Source organism: Flavobacterium bernardetii, assembly GCF_011305415.1.
GTDB classification, from domain to species: Bacteria; Bacteroidota; Bacteroidia; order Flavobacteriales; family Flavobacteriaceae; genus Flavobacterium; species Flavobacterium bernardetii.
Genome location: NZ_JAANOQ010000002.1, coordinates 395,549 through 422,032, shown reverse-complemented (window position 1 = coordinate 422,032; position 26,484 = coordinate 395,549). Strand labels below are relative to the sequence as shown.

General features: G+C 31.5%; 27 protein-coding genes. 1 reads left to right on the top strand and 26 read right to left on the bottom strand.

Annotation, left to right across the window (positions count from 1 at the left end; all coding sequences use genetic code 11):
* Position 1: 1 nt before the first annotated feature.
* From G6N05_RS06885 to G6N05_RS06855, 7 genes are all read right to left on the bottom strand, one after another.
* Complete coding sequence (locus G6N05_RS06885) at positions 2-1,222, bottom strand: hypothetical protein (protein WP_166125978.1); 1,221 nt, start codon at positions 1,220-1,222, stop codon at positions 2-4.
* Complete coding sequence (locus G6N05_RS06880; protein ID WP_166125976.1) at positions 1,212-3,707, bottom strand: DUF2339 domain-containing protein; 2,496 nt, start codon at positions 3,705-3,707, stop codon at positions 1,212-1,214. The genes G6N05_RS06885 and G6N05_RS06880 overlap by 11 nt, the downstream gene beginning before the upstream one ends.
* A 66-nt stretch (positions 3,708-3,773) precedes the next feature.
* Entirely contained in the window at positions 3,774-5,117 is a 1,344-nt protein-coding gene (locus G6N05_RS06875) for an FAD-dependent oxidoreductase (protein WP_166125974.1), read from the bottom strand.
* A 56-nt stretch (positions 5,118-5,173) separates the two neighbouring features.
* On the bottom strand, positions 5,174-5,749 hold the full coding sequence (locus tag G6N05_RS06870) for an HNH endonuclease (protein ID WP_166125972.1): 576 nt from the start codon (positions 5,747-5,749) through the stop codon (positions 5,174-5,176).
* A 135-nt stretch (positions 5,750-5,884) separates the two neighbouring features.
* Positions 5,885-6,304 (bottom strand): YMGG-like glycine zipper-containing protein, encoded by a 420-nt coding sequence (locus tag G6N05_RS06865; protein ID WP_166125970.1) that lies wholly within the window; start codon positions 6,302-6,304, stop codon positions 5,885-5,887.
* A gap of 68 nt (positions 6,305-6,372) precedes the next feature.
* Entirely contained in the window at positions 6,373-7,452 is a 1,080-nt protein-coding gene (locus tag G6N05_RS06860) for an agmatinase family protein (RefSeq protein ID WP_166125968.1), read from the bottom strand.
* Between the two features lie 84 nt (positions 7,453-7,536).
* Entirely contained in the window at positions 7,537-10,197 is a 2,661-nt protein-coding gene (locus tag G6N05_RS06855; RefSeq protein ID WP_166125966.1) for a T9SS type A sorting domain-containing protein, read from the bottom strand.
* 218 nt (positions 10,198-10,415) lie between these two features.
* On the opposite strand from G6N05_RS06855, the gene G6N05_RS06850 reads away from it, so the two are divergent.
* Positions 10,416-12,227: a hypothetical protein gene (locus G6N05_RS06850; protein ID WP_166125964.1), complete on the top strand. Its 1,812-nt coding sequence runs from the start codon at positions 10,416-10,418 to the stop codon at positions 12,225-12,227.
* A gap of 47 nt (positions 12,228-12,274) precedes the next feature.
* Here G6N05_RS06850 and kynU read toward each other — a convergent pair whose 3' ends face one another.
* The 19 genes from kynU to rpsH form a co-directional block, all read right to left on the bottom strand.
* Positions 12,275-13,555 (bottom strand): kynureninase, encoded by a 1,281-nt coding sequence (kynU, locus tag G6N05_RS06845; RefSeq protein ID WP_166125962.1) that lies wholly within the window; start codon positions 13,553-13,555, stop codon positions 12,275-12,277.
* A gap of 93 nt (positions 13,556-13,648) precedes the next feature.
* Positions 13,649-14,698: a tRNA preQ1(34) S-adenosylmethionine ribosyltransferase-isomerase QueA gene (gene queA, locus G6N05_RS06840; RefSeq protein ID WP_166125960.1), complete on the bottom strand. Its 1,050-nt coding sequence runs from the start codon at positions 14,696-14,698 to the stop codon at positions 13,649-13,651.
* 306 nt (positions 14,699-15,004) lie between these two features.
* Positions 15,005-16,291 (bottom strand): citrate synthase, encoded by a 1,287-nt coding sequence (locus G6N05_RS06835; RefSeq protein ID WP_166125958.1) that lies wholly within the window; start codon positions 16,289-16,291, stop codon positions 15,005-15,007.
* A 195-nt stretch (positions 16,292-16,486) separates the two neighbouring features.
* Positions 16,487-17,779: a phosphopyruvate hydratase gene (gene eno / locus G6N05_RS06830; protein ID WP_166125956.1), complete on the bottom strand. Its 1,293-nt coding sequence runs from the start codon at positions 17,777-17,779 to the stop codon at positions 16,487-16,489.
* A gap of 97 nt (positions 17,780-17,876) precedes the next feature.
* The gene (carA, locus tag G6N05_RS06825) at positions 17,877-18,986 is read right to left on the bottom strand and encodes a glutamine-hydrolyzing carbamoyl-phosphate synthase small subunit (protein WP_166125954.1); all 1,110 of its coding nucleotides are present in this window, start codon (positions 18,984-18,986) and stop codon (positions 17,877-17,879) included.
* Positions 18,987-19,142: 156 nt separating this feature from the next.
* Entirely contained in the window at positions 19,143-19,631 is a 489-nt protein-coding gene (rplQ, locus tag G6N05_RS06820) for a 50S ribosomal protein L17 (protein WP_166125952.1), read from the bottom strand.
* A 61-nt stretch (positions 19,632-19,692) separates the two neighbouring features.
* Positions 19,693-20,685, bottom strand: coding sequence for a DNA-directed RNA polymerase subunit alpha (locus tag G6N05_RS06815; RefSeq protein WP_091314275.1), 993 nt, complete (start codon positions 20,683-20,685; stop codon positions 19,693-19,695).
* A 21-nt stretch (positions 20,686-20,706) separates the two neighbouring features.
* Positions 20,707-21,312 (bottom strand): 30S ribosomal protein S4, encoded by a 606-nt coding sequence (rpsD, locus tag G6N05_RS06810; RefSeq protein ID WP_166125950.1) that lies wholly within the window; start codon positions 21,310-21,312, stop codon positions 20,707-20,709.
* Between the two features lie 87 nt (positions 21,313-21,399).
* Positions 21,400-21,783 carry a 30S ribosomal protein S11 gene (gene rpsK, locus G6N05_RS06805; RefSeq protein WP_091314282.1) on the bottom strand — a complete coding sequence of 128 codons (384 nt, stop codon included), beginning with the start codon at positions 21,781-21,783 and terminating at the stop codon, positions 21,400-21,402.
* Between the two features lie 8 nt (positions 21,784-21,791).
* Positions 21,792-22,166, bottom strand: coding sequence for a 30S ribosomal protein S13 (gene rpsM, locus G6N05_RS06800; protein ID WP_091314289.1), 375 nt, complete (start codon positions 22,164-22,166; stop codon positions 21,792-21,794).
* Between the two features lie 2 nt (positions 22,167-22,168).
* Positions 22,169-22,285, bottom strand: a complete 117-nt coding sequence (gene ykgO / locus G6N05_RS06795) for a type B 50S ribosomal protein L36 (protein ID WP_002987490.1) — start codon at positions 22,283-22,285, stop codon at positions 22,169-22,171.
* A 70-nt stretch (positions 22,286-22,355) separates the two neighbouring features.
* Complete coding sequence (gene infA, locus G6N05_RS06790; RefSeq protein ID WP_091314296.1) at positions 22,356-22,571, bottom strand: translation initiation factor IF-1; 216 nt, start codon at positions 22,569-22,571, stop codon at positions 22,356-22,358.
* A gap of 6 nt (positions 22,572-22,577) precedes the next feature.
* The gene (gene secY / locus G6N05_RS06785; RefSeq protein ID WP_166125948.1) at positions 22,578-23,921 is read right to left on the bottom strand and encodes a preprotein translocase subunit SecY; all 1,344 of its coding nucleotides are present in this window, start codon (positions 23,919-23,921) and stop codon (positions 22,578-22,580) included.
* Between the two features lie 11 nt (positions 23,922-23,932).
* Positions 23,933-24,385 (bottom strand): 50S ribosomal protein L15, encoded by a 453-nt coding sequence (gene rplO, locus G6N05_RS06780; protein ID WP_091314302.1) that lies wholly within the window; start codon positions 24,383-24,385, stop codon positions 23,933-23,935.
* A gap of 13 nt (positions 24,386-24,398) precedes the next feature.
* The gene (gene rpmD / locus G6N05_RS06775) at positions 24,399-24,578 is read right to left on the bottom strand and encodes a 50S ribosomal protein L30 (protein WP_091314305.1); all 180 of its coding nucleotides are present in this window, start codon (positions 24,576-24,578) and stop codon (positions 24,399-24,401) included.
* An 11-nt stretch (positions 24,579-24,589) separates the two neighbouring features.
* Positions 24,590-25,114 carry a 30S ribosomal protein S5 gene (rpsE, locus tag G6N05_RS06770; protein WP_091314308.1) on the bottom strand — a complete coding sequence of 175 codons (525 nt, stop codon included), beginning with the start codon at positions 25,112-25,114 and terminating at the stop codon, positions 24,590-24,592.
* A 3-nt stretch (positions 25,115-25,117) separates the two neighbouring features.
* A complete protein-coding gene (gene rplR, locus G6N05_RS06765) occupies positions 25,118-25,468 on the bottom strand; it encodes a 50S ribosomal protein L18 (RefSeq protein ID WP_166125946.1) in 351 nt (116 codons plus the stop codon).
* An 11-nt stretch (positions 25,469-25,479) separates the two neighbouring features.
* Positions 25,480-26,022, bottom strand: a complete 543-nt coding sequence (rplF, locus tag G6N05_RS06760; protein WP_166125944.1) for a 50S ribosomal protein L6 — start codon at positions 26,020-26,022, stop codon at positions 25,480-25,482.
* A gap of 18 nt (positions 26,023-26,040) precedes the next feature.
* Positions 26,041-26,439 (bottom strand): 30S ribosomal protein S8, encoded by a 399-nt coding sequence (gene rpsH / locus G6N05_RS06755; protein ID WP_166125942.1) that lies wholly within the window; start codon positions 26,437-26,439, stop codon positions 26,041-26,043.
* Positions 26,440-26,484: the final 45 nt, after the last annotated feature.

Here is a 26,484-nt window from a genome sequence, read left to right as displayed (position 1 = left end):
CTTATTTCTTCTCTACATCTTTTAGCATGCTAAAAACAAAATAAGCCAATAAAAGCAAAGTCAACAAAATGGTACTCCATAAGAAAATTGGTTTTTGCCAAAATGACTTTTCAGAAGCTTCTTTAGATTCAGAATCCATCTTTTTTAAATTAGAAATGGTTGCTTTTGGCAATTCAGCAGGTATATTTTTAGTAAAATTGACTAAATCATAATTAGGTTTGGATAATGTAGTATCTAATATGATTTCATATTTTTCATTAACTTTTAAATCAGCGATAACTGAAATAGTATTTTGAAAAACATTAATTTTTGAAATTTCTAAAGGCTGGTTGTCTTGATTATCAATTTCAACGATAAGTTCTTTTTCATAAAAACCATTCTGAGGAAAAACATTTGAAGTATTGGATGCTAAATTAAAATTAAAAAATTCATGTTTAAAATTTTCCGTTCGTTTTTTAACTGTTCGAGTTGCATTGACAAATACGGAAGCATTTCTTGAAAATAGTTTCGTTTTCACATCAAAAGAAATTCCGTCAATTCTTTGATAATTATCAGATGATAATGTGATGATTGTTTTCTTATTCTTTTTGTCTTCTGAAATTTTATATTTGAAATCTATCAAATTTGTTATTTCCGTCATTTTAAAATTACGAACAGAATAGCCTATTTCTAATACATTTATCGGCAAGGATTTTTTATCATTTAAATCTATCTTTAAAAACTTATAATTATTTAAAGGGAAAAATATTTTTCTTTCTACAGAAGTTCCCTTTTCATTATTCAAATCTGATAAAATTTGGTTTGAAACTAATCCGAACCATTCTTTTTGATTGTTACTTCCACTAATGGAATAGCTTTTTTCAATATTAGAATTAGAAATCAACAATGATAATTCGCTACAATATTTCGTACTATGCTCGTGAATTGGAATAATGTAAGAAGTAATTGAATCTAAAATGGATTCTTTTTTTACTTTATCAATTTTATTATAAGTAAAAGAACTCCATTTTACATTATTAAAAAGCACATAAGGAACTTCTTTTTTACTTTTATCTAAAATCCTAAAATAACCTAAATTATCCACACTTGCAGAACGAATTTCTGGCGAGATTGTTATCTTATGAAATCCGTCTTTTTGAATCGTTGAAATAGTCGCTTTATGACTTTGAGAAAATCCAAAAGCAAAAGTAAATAGGCTACATATAAGTATTTTAATTTTCATCTGAATTGGTATTTGGAGATTCATCTACAACTAACTTTTTGATTTTTTGATATACGAATGAAATGATCAGAATTAAAACGCCTAATAAAATAAACGCAATGATTTTTCCAGTTTCGGAAACATTATTAATATCGTAAACAAACAACTTCACCACGGTTAATCCTAACAAAGACAATGCTATAATTCGCAATTGTTTCCATTGGTGTTTGATTCCGACAATTAACAAAATAAAAGATAAAATTCCCCATAAAATAGGATATCCAATTTTCACTACTTGCGTTTTAACATGATCTATATCGTCTGAAATGATAGTTTGAATTTCATATTCTAAGGCGTATTTATCTGTAATTGTTTTTGAGGTTTTAGCAATTGCGTTTTCAACTCCAGAAATATCATTAAAATGTACTACGTGCACTACTAATTCGTTACTTAAAATATAAACTCCGGAAATTACTAAAATCCAAATCGCAAATTTCGATTTAAAAATTTCAAAAACAGAAGCGTCTTTAATTTGTTTTATCAGAATTACGAAGTGATATACTAAGCAAATTAACAAGATATAATGAAAATAAAAGGCAAAATTAGAACTGCTTTTCATTTGTAAGTTCTGAACCATTTCTTGTGTTGGCAAGTTGGAATAGAAAACTAAATAGGCGATTACATTGACTACAGTTAAAATAAGAATGGGTCTGAAAAAACACGCTTTATTTTTACTAAATACATAAACCATTAAGGCTGTTGTAAAAACAAAATGATATACTACAGAAAAAGAATAAGCAGAATGATGATTAGATAGAAATTCGGTTGCTTGATAGGAAACTTCTAACATTCCAACAAAATACGCCATAATGACTCCAACTAAAATGATGAAGTTTTTGTACAAAGTGGGTTGAAAAGTTAGTTTATAAATACTACTATTTTCTGTTTCTTTATTCAGTACGAAATAAGTAGCAACAATAGAAGCTAGAGTTACAAATCCAGTAAGGAAGATTTTATTGAATACTATATTTAAAGTAATATCGTAAGCGCCATACGTTTGGAACCAATCGATAATTAAACTAAAAAACATTAAAAATTGTACCGCAACGGCACTCAATTTAAACAAACTGATTTTTGAATTTTGAGACAACCAAAACAACATAACAGCTTCACAAGCCCAGAATAAGGTGATATGATTTCCTTCAAATTGAATTGGGATTGTTAAGGTTACGAAAGTTAAAACTAAAGCAATTAATAAATAAACCGCATTTTTTTCTAAACCAAATTTCTTGAATAAAATAGCGGTATAAATAAAATTATAAATCGCTAAAGAAAGTGTAAATAAGCCTTTTAATTGCAATTGAGCATCTTGTATTATTGCTAATCCAATTCCGAAATAAATAAAAGTATTGGCTGTGATAATGAAATATTCAATGGTTGAAAAAACACCTTTATTTCTAACGTTATTAATTACAACCGTAATACTAAATATGAAATAAAATAATGTTGCAAAGATAAATGCGCCTTGATGTGGGAAATTATCTTTATTCATTTCTGTAAAACTCCAGCTTAAGAATAATAAAGTTGTAAATACAAAAGATAAAATGGTAACTAAATTCCATTTTTTATAATAAGCGATGGCTAAAATTCCAACATTTAAAATAGCGATATATGTAAACAAAATCGCATAATTTCCTTGTCCGGTACTTACCATAAACGGCACAGCAAAACCACCAATTAAAGATAAAACCGCTAATTCTTGTCGGTTATAATTTATGGAAACAAAAGCACTAAATGCTGTGATAACTACCATTATCGCAAATGCAACGGTTTGACTAAAAATATGGTAATCGTGAAAGGCAATCGCAATGGTAAAATAATAGATACTTATTGCACCAGCCACAATAACGGAACTAAAAGCGATGTAATTTTTCTTTAACTTATGAGCAACACCCATTACTAAAGTTCCGGATAGAATTCCGATAGCGACTCTAGCTGTTTCGTTGATCCAGTTTTTATCGATAGCGTATTTTACAAAAAAGCTAATTCCTAAAACCAGAATTAAAATTCCAATTTTATTAATTAAGTTTTCGCCAATAAATTTTTCTAAATCGGGATTGTTTTCTTTGAATTTTTCAAACCAAGATTTTTCTGAAACTACAATTGGTTTTTCCTTAAATGCAGGTGGCGAATTGAATACAATTTTTTCAGTCTCTTCTTCTTGATGCGCTAATTTTCTGACTACTGGAATTGTTTTTTCCGCTTCAAAAACTGGTTTGGGTTGTTCTATAACAATTTCAGGTTTTTCAACAATAGATTCTTCCTTGAAAACGTCTTTAATAGCTTCGTTTGGAGATCTTTCGCTTTGCTTAATTTGTTTATTTAATTCTTGAATTTTACCATTTAGGTGAAAAATAGAATCTTGTAATTTTTGAAATTTTGAATTGATATTTGATAGTACTACTAAAAGCAATACTATGATAATTAAGGCTATTGGCAAATCCATAGAAAATAGTTAGAATAATCAAATGTAAGAAATATAACCGCAAAAATCAGAAGCTAATAGAATTTCTTACGCTTTTAACAATTCTAAAATTTTATTTTCTACTTCTATAGTATCCCAATTTTGATGAATATTTTCCATTTTCAATACTTCTTGCATAATTTCATTTTGCCTGTCGCCAATAGCTAAAGCTTCTGCATAAGGCTGGTGACTGAATGTTACACGAGAATATAACGGAATCCATAATTGTGGATGTTTATCTGAAAACCATTTTTCAATTTTCTTTTGAAGTAAGAAATTCGCATCGGCTGTTTTAGAACTCATTTCCATAAAATTTCTATAAGAAAGTTCTGCGATAGCATCTGCATTTGGTTTTCTTGAATTTTCGTAATCATTAAGCAAGTTAGCCCAATCATCACCATATTGGTCCATCATTTGTTCCAACACGGTAATATCTTCAAAACCTGCGTTCATTCCGTGACCGTAAAAAGGCACAATGGCATGACAAGCATCGCCAATTAAGGCTACTTTATCACTGAATGTCCATGGAAAACACTTCATGGTTACTAGATAACTGGTTGGATTTTTAAAGAAATCTTCTACTAAATTTGGAATAACTTCTTTAGTATCTGGAAAATGATTGGCAAAGAAATCTACTAATTGTTCTTTTGTTTTTAAGGATTCGAAAGAGTTTTCGCCATCGTGTGGCATGAATAAAGTACACGTAAAACTTCCATCTAAATTCGCTAATGCCATTAACATATAATTTCCACGTGGCCAAATATGTAGGGAATTTTTATCTAATTTATGAGTACCATCTGCATTAGCAGGAATATTTAATTCTTTGTAGCCAATATTTAAAAATTCTTGAGAATAATTAAACATACTTTGACGTTGCATTTTGTGTCGGATTCTTGAAAAAGCACCATCTGCACCAAAAGTCAAATCATAATCATGTGTGGTCCATTCTCCTCTTTCTGAATCGCCGATTGAAATGGTTGCCGTTGTTAAATCGACATCCCAAACTTTCTCTTCGAAGAAAAATTCCACACCTGCTTTTTCGGCAAGATCTACCATTTTTTTGTTTAGTAAACCTCTAGAAAGCGAATAAATAACTTCGCCATCTTTACCATAATATTGTTCATTAACGGTATCTAAACCCGTATGAATAGCGCGTTTTTCAACAGGAATTCCTATACCTAAAACTTCTTGATCTAAACCTACATCACGTAATGCTTTTACGCCTCTATCTGATAAAACAAGATTTATAGAACGTCCTGTAAAATTTATTTTTCTAATATCAGGACTTCTATCGTAAACATGTACTATATGACCTCTTTTTTTTAGATAAATACCCAATAATGTTCCTACTAAACCAGAACCAACTATCGCAATTTTTTTTTGTTTTTGCATTGAATTTTATTCTTATAATAAGCAAAAATACTACTTAATAATGTATTAATTTACTTTTAAACTTTAATATGACCCCAATTTTCTCCTGTTTTAATACGATGCAATTGCATTTCTGAAACACCGAATTGTTTGGCTAAAATTTTGTATCGAGTTTTTCTATTAGGATTAAGTAATATCTTTTTTAAACGCATCACATCAATTACTCTTAATTTTGCACCATCATTTTTTATATTGTGCTCTTGTAATTTTTTAAATGCTTCTTTTACATTTGGACTATTTTTTCCATGCTCTCGCATTTCTTCATAAGTAGCCCATTTTAAATTTGTGACGCTATTATTTAATTTGTCATAATCTAAATGTAAAACATAAATTTGATCTTCTGAATTTTTCGGAATAAACATTTCAGCCACCATTTTATGAACCGCGTGGTGGTAATATTTTATTTTATTGTTTTCTTGCCTTTTATATCTTAAAAACAAAAAACCTTCCGTTTTAGATCCTTTTAATAATTTTCCATTTGAAATTGTATCCGTAAAACTTTTTATTCTACCAATATTTGATACGGCATAACGAACCTTTTCAACAGCTTCAATTTTATATTCTTCCCAAGTTTCCATTAAAAAATGTCCCATAATTTATTTTTAAGTAATTAAAACACATTTAATTCTCAACAAATATACAAAATACTATACATAATAGTATTTCACACATAAACAAAAAGCCCTTTTACGACTTGCAAAAGGGCTTTTTATGTAAATTCTTATTAATTAATTGTTTTTCTTACTGTCAATAATAGCTCCTGTTCCGGCACCAACTCCTGCTCCTGCTAAACCTCCAATAATAGCACCCGTTCCTTTTTTCTTACTAACAATTGCTCCTGTTGCAGCGCCAACACCAGCACCAATTACAGCGCCTTTAGCTGCATTACTCCAACCTTTCTTTTTAGGAGCGGCTTGAGTAGTTGTTGTATTGTTATTTACAACAACTGTTTTACTATTCTGTAAAACTTCTTTTTCTTCGTTAACTCTAGCTAATTCGGTTTTCATAGAATCCACAACTCTTTGTTTCTCTATTACAGTTTTCATAGAATCAACACTTGCTTGTTTCGCTTTTTCGATTTCTTCTTTATTTTGAAATTGGCATGAAATAAATAAAAGACTGAATAATAATACACATGCGTTTTTCATAAAAGTAAATTTTAAAATTAGTTCTTACAAATGTAAAGCATTAAAATCTGTAAGCTCTTAATTATATATTAAAACTTAATTTTCTGACCAACCTCTAACTTATGAGATTTTGCTAATATACCGCACATGTGAAATAACATTCTCGCCCCTACATTACCATCCCAATCGTCATTTTCACCTGGAGCCACTTCTACTAAATCGAAACCAATAATTTCTTTATCAGAATTAGCTAATAAATTAAACAAATACGTAGCTTGTTCAAATGAAAAACCACCTGGAACTGGCGTTCCTGTATTTGGACAATACCATGGATACATTCCGTCGATATCAAATGAAATCGCTACTTTTTGTGGTAACTGAGCAATAATTTCTTCACATTGTTGTTTCCAAGTTTGTCCTTCAAAGGCTTTTGCTTTCATATCAGAATCCGTATGAACGACAACTCTTCCTTTTGAATCTTTAACTACTTGCACTTCTTGTTCGCAGAAATCTCTAATTCCTACTTGAACAATTTTTGAAACTTGTGGAATTTGCAAAGTATTATACATAATTGAAGCGTGAGAATATGTAAAGCCTTCATATGCAATACGTAAATCCATATGCGCATCTAAATGTAGAATTCCGAAACTTTCATGTTGTGTTGCCAAAGCTTCATAATAACCAAGTGGCGTACTGTGATCACCTCCTAAAAGTGCCACTTTTTTACCTTTATTTTGCCAATATAAAACTTTGTCTTTTACTTCTGTATGTAAAGTTCTGCAGGCTTTATTTATTTTATGCAAGTCTTCTAATAAAGCTGGAAATGTTTCTAAAGATTCTCCATTTTCTAAAGCTTCAATAATTGGCTGTGCTAAATCTTTATATTTTTCTGAATTTTTCGCCCATTGTTCTGGTGCTTCATCCATATAAATTCCAAGTTTCCATAATTCAGGAAAATCTTGATGCAATAAATCGACTTGAAAAGAGGCGTCAAAAATGGCATCTGGACCTTCAGATGCTCCAGAACCATAACTAACAGTTACTTCCCAAGGCACAGGAATGATAATAATTTCTGATTCTTCAGCAGTAAATGGCAATCCAAAAACGGTAGCATCTGCTAAACCAGGTTGAGATGGATCGAAATTTTCGATTTTTTGTTGTTTGTTCATTTTATTAATTTCTAGATGACAAAGGTAATTTATTTCATAAAAAAAGCCGAATAAAAATTCGGCTTTAGTTTATTATTTGAAAAATTATTGCTTAATAATTTTTTGAGACGTTTTTGATTTAACAAAGTATAAAGAATATACTCCATTTGTTAATCCAGAAATATCGATAACAGATTCATTAGCAATTAAAGAACGTTGTAGTACTTTTTGACCTAACATGTTATACATTTCAATTTCTTCTTTTTCAATATTATCACCTTTGATTGTGATAGTTGTATTTGCTGGGTTTGGATATACAACAAAGCTGTTTTCAACAACACTAGCCTTAACTATTTTATTTTGTCCGTTAGATACTTTTCCAGCATTACTAGTAATTACAACTGTCTTATAATAATGACTACTACATTGTTTCCCATAAAACAACATATCAATTATATAAGTTCCATTTACAAGATATGTATGTGATACTGGGTTTGAAGTAGGACTAGTTCCATCACCAAAGTCACAAGAAATAGCAGTACCAAAATCATTGGCAATTGAATTAAAAAATTGAAAATTTGAAACTGTGTTAGAATTTAAATCAGCAGTAAAATAATTAGCATTCATTATATCGCAAGCACATCCTTCAACTATTGTTTGAGAAGCACTTTTACTACAACCATATTCGTTTGTAATTGTTAAAGTAATTTCTCCAGGCAATGAATTCCAACTAACTTCTACACTATCTTGATTATTTGAACCAACAATAGTTCCATTACCACCAGTTACAGACCAAACTGCTGTTTGATTAGAAGTCAACACCGTTGAATTAAATGTACTTTCATTATAATCATCACAAGCATAAGTACTCCCAATAATAACAGGAGAAGATTGTATAGAGCATAAATCAAACTCAATAATAAAGCACCCAAAATTATTAGGAGTTTTTAACCCATTTGTATTTACATTTGCCCCAAATGGCGTATTAGGCAAGTTTAAAGGTGCTTCAAAAGCAGTTGATTGCATATTAAAAGTAATAGCTGTTCCTGTATAAATATTTGAAAATGGTAATAATTTTTCTGCATGATAATTTTCAACATCAATTATTCTATATGGCGTACCAATTGGAATATTAGAAATTGAATTTGAAATGTCAGCTGTATAATTATTTGTACCAATATTATTTTTTACAATAGTAACAAAATATTTATCATTTGAATAATCAAACTTTCTTATTTTAAAATAATCTACAGTAGGCAAAATGGGATTTGGAACACTAACACTAGGGCTTGGTATTAATGTTCTAACTCCATTTAAATCTTTAAAATAAGGAGATAATTTCCAAGAAGAAAAATTCAATTGCCCGCCAGAAGTCAAATTAAAAATTCTATCCCCATTAACATTTATTGCATAAAACGAATTAAAGTTTGAAATCCAATTAGGATGATCTAAGTTATTATCAATCATTGACAATGATCTTAATTCATTAACTCTACCATACACTAAATTATTTCTAAAAATTATCGGTTCTGTATTTGTGGCTAATGTTTTAAAAATTCTTAAAGTTGAATTTCTACCCGCCATAAAATTATTTTCAACTTTAATATTTTTTAACGGAGGATGATTTGTTCCAACTGAACCTTCACAAGCACCTCCAAATGAAACTGCTACTCCTTGATTTCCATCGCCTGCCATAAAATTCATTGAATGATACAATGTATTTTCCAAAACTTCAATATTTCTAGCACTAAATGAACATGCAGCCATCAATACATTTGGCTTAAAATTAATATTATCATAAAATTTTTGGTGATCAAAAACAGTGTTTTCTTGAACTTTAATATTTTTCACAAAATCTGTTACACTTCCAACTGTATTACTTGCAGACCAAATTTCAAGTCCAGTACCTAAGTTACTAAACGCAATATTATTTTTAAACAGTTTTTCTGAATCATTATTATTTTGAATATAAAATGCAGGGCCGTGACCTCTACCATTCAATATCCCTCCAAGTGTTGTAGAAGTATAAAATCCATTATTGTAGACTATACATGAATTATATTCAGTCCCATTTGCATTTTTCCATTCTCCAACACCTGTTCCAGGTAAATTATAAATAACTAATTCAATAAACTTACATTTATTATTTTGAATTTCATGGTTGTAAATCCCATCTAAAAGGAAAAAATTTGGTTTTGTATAATCCCTTTCAAAAAAACCTAAACATGTTATTTCAAAATTTTTAAAATGAACATAGCCTCCGTAAATATTCAAAACAGCAATTTTTGGCAGATTAATTAAAAATAAACCATTTTGTCGAAGAGAAGGATTGATTTTTGCTCTATGATAAAATTCTGCTTTTTGTTCTGGATCTATTCCCCAATAATTTATTTTTAATTTATTTTGTATGCCTTTATTTGGATTTACTAACGGAGGATTAGGGTTAGGCATAGGTGTTGGAAATATAGTGTTCCCATTAAGTATTGCTTTTTCTCCTGTGTAACTTTGGACAGTAATTGGATTCAAAACTGTTCCTTGTAAAAAAGAATCAAATTGTCCTCTATATACTCCACCTCTAAGCCAAAGGATATCACCAGGTTGAATTGAATTTGAAAAATTGTTTAATGCGGTTTGTAAGTCCCAAGGATTTGAAATTGTTCCATTACCAGAGGAACTTCCAGTTGGTGCAGGTGCAGCAAACCATTCGGTTTGTGCAAAACTAATTTGTGTAAAAATTAGTAAAAATAAAATTATTAGTTTTTTCATTTTTTAATTTTTTTTTTTTGCAAAAGTAAATATTAATAATAATAAATAAGAAAATACTTAAGGTATTTTGCTCCGAAATGTAAAATTTAAACTTTACTTTAAGTATTTAAAATTTATTGCTTTGAAATCTGTTTGAATAACAATTTCAAATTGCATGACAAAAATCATATTTTATGTATTTATAAATAAGCAATTTTGTGTATTAAATTTTTAATTAAATGACAACTAAAAACACTCATACATTTCACATTCCGGTAATGGGATTAGCTTACACCATTGACAGTCCGATTCGAGTAGCTCAATACGGAATATCTTCTGTAGTTTCTATTACTGATGATGAAGTCATTGAAAAAATGCGTGCCTATTACAGTGAAAAATTCAGCATACCTTATCAAGAAATCACACAAAAATTTCATGATTTCAGAGCCGAAAGAATTACACATTATTTGAATTTAATGGACACTATTGTGAAAGAAAAATTCGAAAATTTTAAAAACGAATTAGCTGAAAGCAAGACTTCCTTAGAAAATTACATTGGAATACTACCTAATACATCGGATTTTAAAAAAGGGCTACAAAACTTTATTGACGAAGGATATACAATTAAAGAAACGATCAAAAGTTATTTAGAGCAACATCTTTCTTCTGGTGAAATTGACGTTAATATTATGACTAAAGTTGACAAAGACAATTTTAACAAGAACGAACAATTACCAATAGAATTTAATGACGCCCATGCTGCACTTCGTGGTTTTGCAAATAGTAATTTAAGTTCTTCTGTTGTACTTTCTGCAGGAATGAATCCAAGATTGTATAGTTACTTAGAAAATTTTAAAGACTTTTTTCCAGATTTGAATTCGAATTTAAAAAAGAGAATTATTTTAAAAGTTAGCGATTTTCGTTCTGCAATGATTCAAGGAAATTTCTTAGCCAAAAAAGGACTTTGGGTATCTGAATACAGAATAGAATCCGGTTTAAATTGTGGTGGACATGCCTTTGCAACCGACGGTTTTCTTTTAGGTCCGATTTTACAAGAATTTAAAGAAAAGAAAAATCAACTAATTGAATCTGCACATGAATTATTGGTAAAAGCATTAAAACAAAAAGAACTGTTTACTCCAGAAAAGCCAATGGAATTAAAGATTACCGCTCAAGGCGGAATTGGAACTGCAGAAGAACATGAATTTTTACTGGAACAATACAATTTAGATGCAGTTGGTTGGGGTTCGCCTTTTTTATTAGTTCCTGAAGCTACTTCAGTAGATAATGAAACGCGAATTTTATTAGCAAATGCAAAAGAAAATGATTTTTATTTAAGCAATATTTCACCACTTGGTGTTCCTTTTAATTCTGTTAAAGGAACTTCAAACGAGTATTGGAAACAAAAAAGAATTAACGAAAACAATGCAGGAAGTTCTTGTCCGAAACGCTTATTAGCATTAAGCAAAGAACACGATGAAAAAGGATTGTGTATGGCTTCTAAAAAATACCAAGATATTAAATTAGAAGAACTAGAAGCTATTAAAAATGAAATCAGTGAAACAGAATTTGAAAAAATAAAAGCTAAAATCACAGATAAAGCTTGTCTTTGTGTAGGATTGGTAAATGCCGCTTATTTAGAAAATGACATCAAAATAAAAGGACAGCAACAAGGAATTGTTATTTGTCCTGGTCCGAATTTAGCGTATTTTGACAAAGAAATTTCATTAGCGAATATGGTAAAACATATTTATGGAAACGCGAATGTTATGACAGATGTAAATCGACCAAATGTATTTGTGAAAGAATTAAAAATGTATGTAGCCTATTTAAAAAACGAGATTTCCGATTATAATACTGAAATTTCAGCAGGTCAAATTAAAAAATGGAATTTGTTTAAAAACAATTTATTAGAAGGAATTAAGTATTATCAAGAATTGTTTTCGAATACTGACTTCTTTAAAAATGAAAGAATAAAAATTCAGAAACAAATTGAGCAATACCAATTAGAATTAAACAAAATTGAAATACCAACTTTAATTTTGGCATAAAATTAAAAACCAGACAGTTTGGAGTAGCTGTCCGGTTTTTTTTTATTTTATTTAGATAAGATTCCTTGTTTTAATATTTGTCCGAAATTATAAATATCTTCGAAAGAAGTATAAAACGGAACTGGAGCTAAACGAATTACATTTGGTTCGCGCCAATCTGTAATCACTCCATTTTGCATTAAGTAGGTGAATAATTCTTTACCTTGTCCGTGTAAATAAACCGAAAGTTGACAACCTCTTTCTGATTGGTTTGATGGCGTGATGACTTCAAATTCAGTACCATCAATTTCTTTATCAATTTCGTGAAGTATGAATTCTAGGTAAGAAGTTATAAGATTTCTTTTTGCGATTAATTTCTCCATTCCCACTTCGGCAAACATTTCCACAGTTGCTAAATACGGAGCTAAAGAAAGAATTGGTAAATTACTTACTTGCCAACCGTTTGCACCTTCTACAGCGTCAAAGTTTGGTTCCATTAAGAAACGACGTTCTTTATTATGTCCGTACCAACCTGCAAAACGATTTAAGTCTTTGTTAGTATGGTGTTTTTCATGAACAAAATAACCTGATGCGTTTCCTGGTCCTGAATTCATATATTTATAACTACACCAAGCGGCAAAATCTACTTGCCAATCGTGTAAATTTAATTCGATATTTCCTGCAGCGTGTGCTAAATCCCAACCTACGATTGCTCCTGCTTTATGTCCGGCAGCAGTAATGGTTTTCATATCAAAAACTTGACCTGTGTAATAATTCACACCCCCAATAAAAACAAGTGCTAACTCATCACCTAATTCTTCAATTTTAGCTAAGATATCTTCTTGTCTGGTTGTTAATTCGCCCTCTCTTCTTTTAATTTCTACGATAGCGTCTTCTGGAGCAAAACCGTGAAATTTCACTTGACTTTGCAACATATATTGATCTGAAGGAAAGGCTTTTTCTTCGCATAAAATTTTAATTCTTTTTCCTTTAGGTTGGTAAAAAGAAACTAACAATAAGTGTAAATTTACGGTAAGCGTATTCATTACACCAACTTCTGACGGTTTCGCTCCAACAATTTTCGCTAATGGATTACAAAATCTTTCGTGATAATCCCACCATGGTTTTTCAGAATAAAAATGACCTTCTACAGCCATATTCGCCCAATCATCCATGACTTCATTAACATAGTTTTTGGTGATTTTTGGTTGCAATCCTAAAGAGTTTCCTGTAAAGTAGATTACATCTTTATTATTATGTTGTGGAAAATAGAATTCGTTTTTATAATGAGCCAATTCATCTTGAGCATCAATGCTTTTAGCGAATTCTTTAGTATTTTGGAAGTTCATTGTTGTTAATTTAGTAGCGTAAAAGTAGAAAAAAATTAAGATATAAAAAAACCCAACATTACTGCTGGGCTTATTTATATTTAAAACATGATATTATAAAATTAACATCGCATCTCCATAAGAGTAGAAATTATATTTTTCTTTAATTGCGATTTCGTATGCTTTTTTCATTAAATCGTGACCACAAAACGCAGAAACCATCATTAATAAAGTTGATTTTGGTGTGTGGAAATTAGAAACCATTGCATCAGCCAAACTAAAATCGTATGGTGGATAAATGAATTTATTTGTCCAACCTGTATATGGATTTAAAGTTCTCATTGAAGAAACTGTACTTTCCATGGCACGCATTGAAGTAGTACCGATACAACATACTTTCTTTTTCTTAGCTCTTGCTCCGTTGATGATGTCACATGCTTCTTGTGTAACTACCATTTCTTCAGAATCCATTTTATGTTTAGATAAATCTTCTACTTCAACTGGATTAAATGTACCTAAACCAACATGTAAAGTTACTTCTGCAAAATCAATTCCTTTAATTTCTAAACGTTTCATTAAATGTTTAGAAAAGTGTAAACCAGCAGTTGGAGCTGCAACAGCACCTTCTTCTTTTGCATAAATCGTTTGGTAACGTTCCGCATCTTCTGGAGTTACTTCACGGTTGATGAATTTAGGGATTGGTGTTTCTCCTAATTCGATTAATTTTTCTCTAAATTCTTCGTAAGAACCGTCATATAAAAAACGTAAAGTTCTACCACGAGAAGTTGTATTATCAATAACTTCAGCTACTAACGAATCGTCGTCACCAAAGTATAATTTATTTCCAATTCTAATTTTACGAGCTGGATCAACTAAAACATCCCATAAACGTTGCTCTGCATTAAGTTCTCTTAATAAGAAAACTTCAATTCTTGCTCCAGTTTTTTCTTTATTACCGTATAAACGAGCTGGAAAAACTTTGGTATTATTTAAAACCATTACATCTCCATCATCAAAATAATCGATAATATCTCTAAACATTTTATGTTCTATTTCACCTGTTTTTCTATGTACAACCATCAAACGAGATTCGTCTCTGTTTTCTGAAGGAAATTCAGCTAATAATTCTTCTGGCAAGTTAAACTGGAAGTGAGATAATTTCATAAATATATTTTAAGATTAAAGAATTAATTATAAAGACAAAAGGCTTTACTTAAATCGGTTGCAAATATACGATTGTGAGATAGGCGTTGTCAAGTAAAAACGCATTTATTTTTGACAATGCCACAAAGACACGAAGTCGCAAAGTTTTTTTTTATGATTTATTTAAGAGAATTCACTAAAAAGAGAGTTTTTAATAATTTTGAGACAAAAAAAGTAAATCCAGTTCTGATTGAAATTCCGAAGGTTATTTCATTTTTCGAAATTACTGGAAATAAAAAATCCCGATAAAAATCGGGATTAGTTTAATTATTTTCTGTCTTCAAAATTAACGAAGTCTCTTAAAGGATGACCTGTATAAACTTGTCTTGGACGACCGATTGGTTCTTTGTTTACACGCATTTCTTTCCATTGTGCAATCCAACCTGGTAAACGACCGATTGCAAACAATACAGTAAACATATCTGTTGGAATTCCTAAAGCACGGTAAATAATACCAGAATAGAAATCTACGTTTGGATATAATTTTCTTTCTACGAAATAAGGATCAACTAATGCGGCTTCTTCTAATCTTTTTGCGATAGCTAAGATTGGATCGTTTACCCCTAATTCAGCTAAAACTTCGTCAGCAGCTTTTTTGATGATTTTTGCTCTTGGATCGAAATTTTTGTATACTCTATGTCCGAATCCCATTAAACGGAATTCATCATTTTTATCTTTTGCTTTTGCTAAATATTTATCAGCATCTCCTCCATCTTTTTGGATAGCTTCTAACATTTCTAAAACTGCTTGATTTGCTCCACCGTGTAATGGTCCCCAAAGTGCAGAAACTCCCGCAGAAATTGAAGCGAATAAACCAGCATGAGAAGAACCAACCATACGAACTGTAGATGTTGAACAGTTTTGTTCGTGATCTGCGTGTAGGATAAATAATTTATCTAACGCAGCAACAACAACTGGATTAGCAGCATAAGGTCCAGTAGGTAATTTAAACATTAACTGCATAAAGTTTTCTACATAACCAATTGTGTTATCATAATAATTTAATGGATAACCCATGCTTTTTCTGTACGTCCAAGTAGCTAAAACAAGGAATTTACCCATTGTTTTGCAAATACCTTCGTACATTTCTTTATCGTTTTCAACATTTAAAACTTTTGGATTAAAAGCTGTAAGAGCACTTGTCAACGCAGATAAAACGCCCATTGGGTGAGCTGTTTTTGGAAAACCATCAATGATGTTTTTCATTTCTTCGTTAACTAAAGTATATTTACGAATGTTAGTTTCGAAATCAGCTAATTGTGATTTCGTTGGTAACTCACCAAAGATCACTAAATAAGAAACTTCTAAAAAGTCAGCTTTATCCGCTAAATCTTCGATAGAGTAACCACGGTATCTTAAGATTCCTTCTTCTCCATCTAAGAAAGTGATATCACTTTTACAAACCCCTGAATTTTTATATCCCGGATCGTAAGTAATTGCTCCTGTTAAATCTCTTAATTTACTAATATCAATCGCAGTTTCATTTTCGCTTCCAACCATAACTGGAAGTTCGAACTTATTGCCATCAATTTCTATAATTGCATTTTTCGACATGATAATATATATATATTTTGTAAGTATAATTTTGTTTGTTGCGAATTTAATAATTAATTCTTGAATTTTAAAATTAATGTATAGATAAATTGCACATTAGGTATATATATTATCTATATTAAAATTCACTTCAATTAAAACAAAAAACCAATAAACTTTCGCTTATTGGTTTTTTATCTATATTTTGAAATGAAACTACTTTACTTTAAAGGCATTTGCACCTGGAAAGTAAGCTACTTCGTTTAATTCTTCTTCAATACGTAGTAATTGATTGTATTTTGCCATACGATCTGAACGAGAAGCCGAACCTGTTTTAATTTGTCCACAGTTTAACGCTACAGCTAAATCGGCAATTGTATTGTCTTCTGTTTCTCCAGAACGGTGAGACATTACTGAAGTATAACCTGCATTATGTGCCATATTTACCGCTGCGATTGTTTCAGTTAAAGTTCCGATTTGGTTTACTTTAATTAGGATTGAATTGGCAATTCCTTCGTTAATTCCACGAGATAATCTATCAACGTTTGTCACGAATAAATCGTCACCTACTAATTGTACTTTATTCCCGATTTTTTCCGTTAAGTATTTCCAACCATTCCAATCGTCTTCGTACATTCCGTCTTCGATAGAAATAATTGGGTATTTCGCAGTTAATTCAGCTAAATAATCTGCTTGTTCTTCAGAAGTTCTGATTTTCCCACCAGCACCTTCAAATTTAGAATAATCGTATTTTCCGTCTACATAAAACTCCGAAGCGGCACAATCTAAAGCAATCATAATATCATCACCAAAAGTGTAACCAGCATTCGTAACTGCCAATTTAATTGAATCTAACGCATCTTCTGTTCCACCAGCTAAATTCGGAGCAAAACCACCTTCATCACCTACAGCTGTAGACAAATTACGGTCGTGTAATACTTTTTTTAAATTATGGAAAATTTCAGTTCCCATTTGCATAGCATGCGTAAAAGAAGTTGCTTTTACTGGCATAATCATAAATTCCTGAAACGCAATTGGTGCATCAGAATGAGATCCACCATTGATAATATTCATCATTGGAACTGGTAATGTATTGGCAGAAACTCCACCAACATAACGATATAAAGGCATTCCTAATTCGTTAGCAGCTGCTTTTGCCACAGCTAAAGAAACTCCTAAAATAGCATTAGCACCTAAGTTAGATTTATTTGGTGTACCATCTAACTCAATCATCATTTTATCAATAGCATTTTGTTCGAAAACTGACATTCCAACTAATTCCGAAGCAATAGTAGAATTTACATTTTCAACCGCTTTTAAAACACCTTTACCCATGAAGGCTTTTCCACCATCACGTAATTCAACAGCTTCGTGTTCACCAGTAGAAGCTCCAGATGGAACTGCTGCTCTACCTAAAATTCCGTTTTCAGTAATTACATCAACTTCAACCGTTGGATTTCCTCTTGAATCTAATATTTGTCTTGCGTGAACTTTAATTATTATGCTCATATCTTTATTTTTAATTATCTCTATTATATTTTAACAAAGTTAAATATATTTTATTTTTAACGTCTGATTTAGCTTAAAACTTATAATCGATACCGTTTTAGTTTTTTGAAGATTTGATGTTTTCGATAAATTCATCAAATAAATAGCTTGAATCATGTGGTCCTGGACTTGCTTCTGGGTGGTATTGTACTGAGAAACAGTTTTTAGATTTCATTCTCATTCCTGCAACCGTTCCGTCATTTAAATGTACGTGAGTTAACTCGAAATCTGGGTGACTTTCTAATTGTTTTTTATTTACAGCAAATCCGTGGTTTTGAGAAGTTATTTCTCCTTTACCAGTTACTAAGTTTTTCACTGGGTGATTGATTCCTCTGTGTCCGTTGAACATTTTGTATGTAGAAATTCCGTTTGCTAAAGCAATAACTTGGTGTCCTAAACAAATTCCAAACAAAGGTTTGTTTTCTGCTAAAATATTTTTTGCTACTTCTTGAGCAGAAAATAATGGATCTGGATCGCCAGGTCCGTTTGATAAGAAATATCCATCAGGATTAAACGCTTTCATGTCTTCGAAAGTGGCGTTGAATGGATAAACTTTAATGTAACAATCGCGTTTTGCTAAGTTTCTTAAGATGTTTGTTTTGATTCCTAAATCTAAAGCAGCGATTTTATAAGTTGCGTCTTCCTTTCCGAAGAAATAAGGTTCTTTAGTTGAGACTACTGATGCTAAATCTAAACCTTCCATGTTTGGAGCTTGTTCCAATTTGATTTTCAATTCTTCAATTGAAGTTCCATCTGTAGAAATAATTGCATTCATTGCGCCATTATCTCTAATATAACTTACTAATGCACGTGTATCAACATCAGAAATTACAATTAGATTTTGTTTTTCTAAATACTCGTATAAACTTCCAGAAGCATCTTCACGAGAATAATTCATACTGAAGTTTTTACATACTAATCCAGAAATTTTCACATTATCCGATTCCACTTCATTTGTATTTACACCATAATTACCAATATGTGCATTGGTAGTCACCATAATTTGTCCATAATAAGACGGATCTGTAAATATTTCTTGATAACCTGTTGTTCCGGTATTAAAGGCGATTTCTCCAAAAGTTGTTCCTGAAATTCCAATTGATTTCCCGTGGAAAATAGTTCCATCTTTTAGAAGAAGAATAGCTTGTTGTTTGTCGTTGTATTTCATTAGTTGTTGTAGTTTTTTTTTAAAACAAAATGTAAATAAATTCATCTTATCAATTGCATTATTTATTTTGCAAAAATACGTTTTAGTAATTACAAAAAAAAAGGATAAACAAAAATTTGTTTATCCTTTTTTATATTTAAATCAATTGATTCATAATTATTCAGAAGCTTCTGTTGTATCAGTTGACTCAGCAGCTGGAGCTTCTCCAGTAGTTTCATCAGCTTTTTTAGCTTTACCTCTACGAGTAGATGCTTTTTTAACTTCTTTTTTAGCAGTTGAATAAATTTCGTTGAAATCTACTAGTTCAATCATAGCCATATCTGCGTTATCCCCTAAACGGTTTCCTAACTTAATGATACGAGTATAACCTCCTGGACGATCTGCAACTTTATCAGCTACTGCTCTGAACAATTCAGTTACAGCATACTTGCTTCTTAAATAAGAAAAACAAATACGTCTGTTGTGAGTTGTATCTTCTTTTGATTTTGTTACAAGCGGCTCAATAAATTGTTTTAAAGCTTTTGCTTTAGCTACAGTTGTATTGATACGTTTGTGCTCAATAAGTGAACATGCCATGTTAGCAAGCATTGCTTTTCTATGACCTGTTTGTCTACTTAAATGATTGAATTTTTTTCCGTGTCTCATGACATTTTATTTTAGACTTCATCTTGCATCAATCCGCTATGGAGAGCAAAATATGAAGCAATTACTCTTTATCTAACTTGTATTTTGCTAAATCCATTCCGAAAGTAAGGTTTTTATTAGCCACTAACTCATCTAATTCAGTTAATGATTTTTTACCAAAGTTACGGAACTTCATTAAATCGTTTTTGTTGAAAGAAACTAAGTCTCCAAGTGTATCAACTTCAGCCGCTTTTAAGCAATTTAACGCTCTTACCGATAAGTCCATATCAACTAATTTAGTTTTCAATAGTTGTCTCATATGTAATGATTCCTCATCATAAGACTCAGTTTGAGCAATTTCATCAGCCTCAAGAGTGATTCTTTCGTCAGAAAACAACATGAAATGGTGAATCAACGTTTTAGCAGCTTCTGTTAATGCATCTTTTGGATTAATTGAACCGTCAGTCTTGATTTCGAAAACTAATTTTTCGTAATCTGTTTTTTGTTCAACACGGAAGTTTTCAATTGAATACTTCACATTTTTTACAGGCGTATAAATAGAGTCTGTAAAAATTGTTCCAATAGGAGCATTTGGTTTTTTATTTTCTTCAGCAGGAACATATCCTCTACCTTTTTCGATAGAAAGTTCCATGTTGATAGTTGTTTTGCTATCTAAGTTACAAATTACTAAGTCTGGGTTTAAAACTTGAAATCCAGAAATAAATTTTTGGAAATCACCAGCTGTAATTTGATCTTTACCAGAAAGTGAGATAGAAACTGATTCGTTATCAATATCTTCAATTTGACGCTTGAAACGTACTTGTTTAAGATTTAAGATAATTTCAGTTACATCTTCTACTACACCAGAAATTGTTGAAAATTCATGTTCAACTCCTTCAATTCTTACAGATGTAATAGCAAAACCTTCTAATGCAGAAAGTAGAACTCTTCTTAAAGCGTTTCCAACTGTTAAACCATAACCAGGTTCTAAAGGTCTAAATTCGAATTTACCTTCAAAATCGGTAGAATCGATCATTATAACTTTATCGGGCTTTTGAAAATTAAATATTGCCATATCTTCGACTAATGTCAATTATTATTTGTTATACAACTCTACGATTAGTTGCTCTTTAATATTTTCTGGTATTTGAAGTCTTTGAGGAACTGTTACAAACGTACCTTGTTTAGTATCGTTATTAAAAGTCAACCATTCATATACAGAAGAATTGTTAGCTAAAGAACGTTCAATAGCTTCAAGAGATTTTGATTTTTCACGAACTGCAACAATATCACCTGGTTTTAAGTGGTAAGATGGTACATTTACCAATTCACCATTTACTGTGATATGTCTGTGAGAAACGATTTGACGCGCACCTCTACGAGTAGGTGCAATACCCATTCTGTAAACTACGTTATCAAGACGAGCTTCACAAAGTTGTAACAAGATTTCACCTGTTACACCTGAAGCAGCAGCTGCTTTTTCAAATAAATTTCTGAATTGACGCTCTAAAATACCATAAGTATATTTTGCTTTTTGCTTTTCCATTAACTGGACAGCATATTCAGATTTTTTACCTCTTCTTTTTGCCAAACCATGTTGACCAGGAGGATAATTTCTTCTTTCGAAAGCTTTATCTTCTCCGAAAATTGCTTCACCAAACTTACGGGCGATTCTTGTTTTTGGACCAGTATATCTTGCCATTTTACAAATTTTAATTTAAGGTAGGGATTATGAATTAAGGTCTTTCCTTCGATAATCTAAATTCCTACCTTTGTTTTATACTAATTGTTATACTCTTCTTCTTTTCGGAGGACGACATCCATTGTGTGGCATCGGAGTAACATCGATAATCTCAGTTACTTCAATTCCGCTGTTATGGATAGATCTGATAGCAGATTCCCTACCGTTCCCTGGACCTTTAACGTAAACTTTTACTTTTTTAAGTCCAGCTTCAAGAGCTACTTTTCCACAATCTTCAGCAGCCATTTGGGCAGCGTACGGAGTGTTCTTTTTAGAACCTCTGAAACCCATTTTACCAGCTGATGACCAAGAAATAACTTCACCTTTTTTGTTTGTTAACGAAATGATGATGTTGTTAAAAGTAGCGCTAATATGTGCTTCTCCAGAAGACTCAACGATAACTTTACGTTTTTTTGCAGTTGCCTTAGCCATATTATTTACTATTTAGTTGCTTTTTTCTTGTTAGCAACAGTTTTTCTTTTACCTTTTCTTGTTCTCGAGTTGTTTTTCGTTCTTTGACCTCTTAAAGGTAATCCAGCTCTGTGACGGATTCCTCTTTGACATCCGATATCCATTAAACGTTTAATGTTTAATGTAATTTCTGAACGTAATTCACCTTCGATTTTAAATGATGAAACCGCTTCACGAATTGCTCCGATCTCGTCATCATTCCAATCAAGTACTTTTTTATCTTGGCTTACTTTGGCTTTTTCTAAAACCTCAATAGCTCTACTTCTACCCATACCAAAAATGTATGTTAAAGCGATAACTCCTCTTTTGTTTTTTGGGATATCAACCCCTGCTATTCTTGCCATAATTATCCTTGTCTTTGTTTAAATCTAGGATTCTTTTTGTTAATAACGTATAATCTACCTTTTCTACGCACGATAATACATTCTGCGCTTCTTTTTTTAACTGATGCTCTTACTTTCATTGTAAATTGCTTTATGCTATATGCTTTATACTCTAAGCTTACTGCCTATTGCCTAATGCCTATTGCTTATTTAATATCTATAAGTAATTCTAGCTTTAGACAAATCGTAAGGACTCATTTCAAGTTTAACCTTGTCTCCTGGTAACAACTTAATGTAATGCATACGCATTTTACCTGAGATATGAGCAATTACTACATGTCCGTTTTCTAATTCAACTCGAAACATTGCATTAGATAATGCTTCTACAATGCTTCCGTCTTGTTCTATTGCTGATTGTTTTGCCATAATTAATTAAGCGACAGCTTTTCTATTTTTACCACTTTTCATTAAACCATCATAATGTTTGTTTAACAAGTATGAATTGATTTGTTGAATCGTATCGATTGCAACTCCGACCATAATGATTAACGAAGTACCTCCATAAAAATATGCCCATGCCCCTTGAACATCTAATAAACCATGAATAATTGCAGGGAACACTGCGATTAATGCTAAGAATACTGAACCTGGGAAGGTAATTAAAGACATTAACTTATCTAAGAAATCGCCTGTTTCTGCTCCTGGCTTAATACCTGGAATGAAACCACCACTTCTTTTTAAGTCATCTGCCATTTTATTTGTTGGTACCGTAATGGCGGTGTAAAAATACGTAAAAATAATAATTAATAAAGCAAAAACCACATTATATACTAAACCGAATGGATCTTTAAACATATTTGAAATGCTTAAAGCCGTGTCAGACTTAGATAATCCAGCTAGTGCAGCAGGTATAAACATAATTGCTTGCGCAAAAATAATTGGCATAACACCTGCAGAATTTAACTTTAATGGGATAAATTGTCTATTATCATCCATTGAATCCGATTCAAAATCACCAGAAACTGATCTTCTAGCGTATTGAACTTGAACTTTTCTCAAAGCCATTACTAATAATATTGTAGCTATAATTACTAATAACCAAATAATTACTTCGATAATGATTTTCATTGGTCCACCATTTGTAATTGCTGATGCGAATTCTTGCATAAATGCCTCTGGCATTCTAGCTAAAATTCCAACCATAATTAATAATGATATACCGTTACCAATTCCTTTTTCTGTAATTCTTTCTCCTAACCACATTGCGAAAATTGTCCCCGAAACGATGATTAATACTGACCCGAATAAAGGGAAGAAAGTAAAGAAATCAGGATTTACAAATGCTTCAGCAGGTAAGGTTTGTTTTAAATTAAAAATATAACCTGGCCCTTGAACCAATGTAATTGCAATAGTTAACCAACGTGTAATTTGATTAATAGTTTTTCTACCACTTTCACCATCTTTTTGTAATTTTTGTAAATAAGGAATAGCAATTCCCATTAATTGTACTACAATAGATGCCGAGATGTAAGGCATGATTCCTAATGCGAAGATTGAAGCTTCCGAGAAAGCACCACCTGTAAACACATTAATTAACCAACCAATTCCACCTTCAGTTTGATTAGATAAACTTTGCAATTTAGTTGAATCAATACCTGGCAATGTTACTTGTGAACCGAAACGGTACACAAGTAAGATTCCAAGAGTAACTAAAATTTTATTTTTTAGTTCTTCTATTTTCCAAACATTGATAAATGATTCTATAAATTTCTTCATAGTGATGATGATTAAAGAATTACTACTTCTCCTCCGGCAGCTTCGATAGCAGCTTTTGCAGTAGCAGTAAATTTGTGAGCACTAACTTTTAATTTTGCTTTTAGCTCACCTCTTCCTAAAATCTTTACTAAGCTATTTTTTGTAGCCAAACGAGTATCAACAAATACTGTAAAATCTACAGCTTCAGTGATAACACCATTTTCTACTAAACCTTGTAATGTATCAAGATTTATACCTTGATATTCTACTCTATTGATGTTTTTGAAACCAAATTTTGGTACTCTTCGTTGAAGAGGCATTTGACCTCCTTCAAAACCAATTTTCTTTGAATAACCAGAACGTGATTTGGCTCCTTTGTGACCTCTTGTCGAAGTACCACCTTTACCAGAACCTTCACCTCTACCTACTCTTTTGTTTTGGTTGTGAACAGAACCTTCTGCTGGTTGTAAGTTACTTAAATTCATAACATGTATATTGTTATTTAGTTTCTTCTACAGAAACTAAGTGTTTAACTTTATTTACCATTCCAAGGACAGCAGGACTTGCATCGTGCTCAACAACTTGACCCATTTTTCTAATACCAAGAGCAATTAATGTTCTTTTTTGGTCTAGTGGACAGTTGATTTTACTTCTAACTTGTTTTACTAAAATTTTCATATCTCCTTGATTTATCCTTTAAATACTTTATCTAAAGATACTCCTCTTTGTTTTGCAACTGTAAGAGCACTTCTCATTTGTAATAAAGCATCAAAAGTTGCTTTAACTACGTTGTGAGGATTTGATGACCCTTGAGATTTAGATAATACATCGTGTACACCAACTGATTCTAATACCGCACGTACAGCACCACCAGCGATAACTCCGGTACCGTGTGAAGCTGGCATTAAGAATACTCTAGCACCACCAAATTTACCTTTTTGCTCATGAGGAACAGATTGTCCACTTAAAGGAATTTTTACTAAATTTTTCTTAGCATCTTCTACTGCTTTCGCAATTGCTTCAGAAACATCTTTAGATTTTCCTAAACCGTGACCTACTACTCCGTTTTCATCTCCAACTACAACAATAGCTGAAAAACCAAAAGCTCTACCACCTTTAGTAACTTTAGTAACACGATTAACACTTACCAAACGATCTTTTAATTCAAGACCTGCTGGTTTCACTAATTCTACGTTTTTATAATTTTGATACATACCTTAGAATTTAAGTCCCGCTTCTCTAGCTCCTTCAGCTAACGATTTTACACGTCCATGGTATAAGTTTCCACCTCTATCAAAAGTGATAGTTGAAACACCAGCTTTAAGCGCTTTTTCTGCGATCAATTTACCAACTGCACTTGCAGTATCGATTTTAGTACCTGTAGTAACTCCTTTATCTCTCGATGAAGCAGAAACTATAGTAACACCACTTACGTCATCTATGATTTGCGCATAGATTTCTTTATTACTTCTAAAAACAGAAAGTCTAGGTTGAGCAGCAGTTCCGCTTACAGTCTTTCTGATTCTGAACTGTATTCTTTGTCTTCTTTCAGATTTTGTTAATGACATAACTTTATATTTTAAGCTGATTTACCTGCTTTTCTTCTTACTTCCTCACCAACAAACTTAACACCTTTTCCTTTGTACGGTTCAGGTTTACGGAAAGCTCTGATTTTAGCAGCAACCTGTCCTAATAATTGTTTGTCAAATGAAGTTAATTTCACTATCGGATTTTTACCTTTTTCCGAGATTGTTTCAACATTTACTTCAGATACTACTTCTAGTACGATATTGTGTGAAAAACCTAAAGCTAAATCTAATTTTTGCCCTTGGTTTGATGCTCTATATCCTACTCCAACTAATTCTAATTGTTTTGTGAAACCGTCTGCTACTCCAATAATCATGTTATTGATTAATGAACGATATAGTCCGTGTTTCGCTCTCTCATTCTTATGATCTGTTGCACGCTCAACGATAACATTATTATCTTCAATTTTGATCGTTACATCAGAATATTCCTGAGTAAGCTCGCCTAATTTTCCTTTTACTGTAACTACAGCGTCTTTCACTTCTACAGTTACTCCTGCTGGAATTGCAATTGGATTTTTACCTATTCTTGACATCTTATATGGTCTTTAAAATTAGTATACGTAACAAATTACTTCACCACCTACATTTAATTGCTTAGCCATTTTACCTGTCATAACTCCTTTAGAAGTAGACACGATAGCAATACCTAAACCATTTAAAATTCTTGGGATGTTCGTAGAACTTGCGTACTTACGTAAACCTGGTTTACTAATTCTTTGGATATCTTTAATTACTGACTCTTTAGTATCTTTATCATACTTTAAAGCGATTTTGATTGTACCTTGAACAGTAGAATCTTCAAACTTGTAACTTAAGATATATCCTTGATCGAATAAAATCTTTGTGATTTCTTTTTTCAAGTTCGAAGCAGGAATTTCAACCACTTTGTGGTTTACTCTAGCTGCATTTCTTACTCTTGTAAGATAATCTGCAATTGGATCTGTATACATATGTATAAATTTGCGATTACGGTTTTCAGGAAGCACTCGCTTCCT

Excerpts from the sequence above, each read along its gene's own strand:
- G6N05_RS06885 (WP_166125978.1), bottom strand. The coding sequence starts at position 1,222 with ATGAAAATTAAAATACTTATATGTAGCCTATTTACTTTTGCTTTTGGA.
- G6N05_RS06880 (WP_166125976.1), bottom strand. The coding sequence starts at position 3,707 with ATGGATTTGCCAATAGCCTTAATTATCATAGTATTGCTTTTAGTAGTA.
- G6N05_RS06875 (WP_166125974.1), bottom strand. The coding sequence starts at position 5,117 with ATGCAAAAACAAAAAAAAATTGCGATAGTTGGTTCTGGTTTAGTAGGA.
- G6N05_RS06870 (WP_166125972.1), bottom strand. The coding sequence starts at position 5,749 with ATGGGACATTTTTTAATGGAAACTTGGGAAGAATATAAAATTGAAGCT.
- G6N05_RS06865 (WP_166125970.1), bottom strand. The coding sequence starts at position 6,304 with ATGAAAAACGCATGTGTATTATTATTCAGTCTTTTATTTATTTCATGC.
- G6N05_RS06860 (WP_166125968.1), bottom strand. The coding sequence starts at position 7,452 with ATGAACAAACAACAAAAAATCGAAAATTTCGATCCATCTCAACCTGGT.
- G6N05_RS06855 (WP_166125966.1), bottom strand. The coding sequence starts at position 10,197 with ATGAAAAAACTAATAATTTTATTTTTACTAATTTTTACACAAATTAGT.
- G6N05_RS06850 (WP_166125964.1), top strand. The coding sequence starts at position 10,416 with ATGACAACTAAAAACACTCATACATTTCACATTCCGGTAATGGGATTA.
- kynU (WP_166125962.1), bottom strand. The coding sequence starts at position 13,555 with ATGAACTTCCAAAATACTAAAGAATTCGCTAAAAGCATTGATGCTCAA.
- queA (WP_166125960.1), bottom strand. The coding sequence starts at position 14,698 with ATGAAATTATCTCACTTCCAGTTTAACTTGCCAGAAGAATTATTAGCT.
- G6N05_RS06835 (WP_166125958.1), bottom strand. The coding sequence starts at position 16,291 with ATGTCGAAAAATGCAATTATAGAAATTGATGGCAATAAGTTCGAACTT.
- eno (WP_166125956.1), bottom strand. The coding sequence starts at position 17,779 with ATGAGCATAATAATTAAAGTTCACGCAAGACAAATATTAGATTCAAGA.
- carA (WP_166125954.1), bottom strand. The coding sequence starts at position 18,986 with ATGAAATACAACGACAAACAACAAGCTATTCTTCTTCTAAAAGATGGA.
- rplQ (WP_166125952.1), bottom strand. The coding sequence starts at position 19,631 with ATGAGACACGGAAAAAAATTCAATCATTTAAGTAGACAAACAGGTCAT.
- G6N05_RS06815 (WP_091314275.1), bottom strand. The coding sequence starts at position 20,685 with ATGGCAATATTTAATTTTCAAAAGCCCGATAAAGTTATAATGATCGAT.
- rpsD (WP_166125950.1), bottom strand. The coding sequence starts at position 21,312 with ATGGCAAGATATACTGGTCCAAAAACAAGAATCGCCCGTAAGTTTGGT.
- rpsK (WP_091314282.1), bottom strand. The coding sequence starts at position 21,783 with ATGGCTAAGGCAACTGCAAAAAAACGTAAAGTTATCGTTGAGTCTTCT.
- rpsM (WP_091314289.1), bottom strand. The coding sequence starts at position 22,166 with ATGGCAAGAATAGCAGGGGTTGATATCCCAAAAAACAAAAGAGGAGTT.
- ykgO (WP_002987490.1), bottom strand. The coding sequence starts at position 22,285 with ATGAAAGTAAGAGCATCAGTTAAAAAAAGAAGCGCAGAATGTATTATC.
- infA (WP_091314296.1), bottom strand. The coding sequence starts at position 22,571 with ATGGCAAAACAATCAGCAATAGAACAAGACGGAAGCATTGTAGAAGCA.
- secY (WP_166125948.1), bottom strand. The coding sequence starts at position 23,921 with ATGAAGAAATTTATAGAATCATTTATCAATGTTTGGAAAATAGAAGAA.
- rplO (WP_091314302.1), bottom strand. The coding sequence starts at position 24,385 with ATGAATTTAAGTAACTTACAACCAGCAGAAGGTTCTGTTCACAACCAA.
- rpmD (WP_091314305.1), bottom strand. The coding sequence starts at position 24,578 with ATGAAAATTTTAGTAAAACAAGTTAGAAGTAAAATCAACTGTCCACTA.
- rpsE (WP_091314308.1), bottom strand. The coding sequence starts at position 25,114 with ATGTATCAAAATTATAAAAACGTAGAATTAGTGAAACCAGCAGGTCTT.
- rplR (WP_166125946.1), bottom strand. The coding sequence starts at position 25,468 with ATGTCATTAACAAAATCTGAAAGAAGACAAAGAATACAGTTCAGAATC.
- rplF (WP_166125944.1), bottom strand. The coding sequence starts at position 26,022 with ATGTCAAGAATAGGTAAAAATCCAATTGCAATTCCAGCAGGAGTAACT.
- rpsH (WP_166125942.1), bottom strand. The coding sequence starts at position 26,439 with ATGTATACAGATCCAATTGCAGATTATCTTACAAGAGTAAGAAATGCA.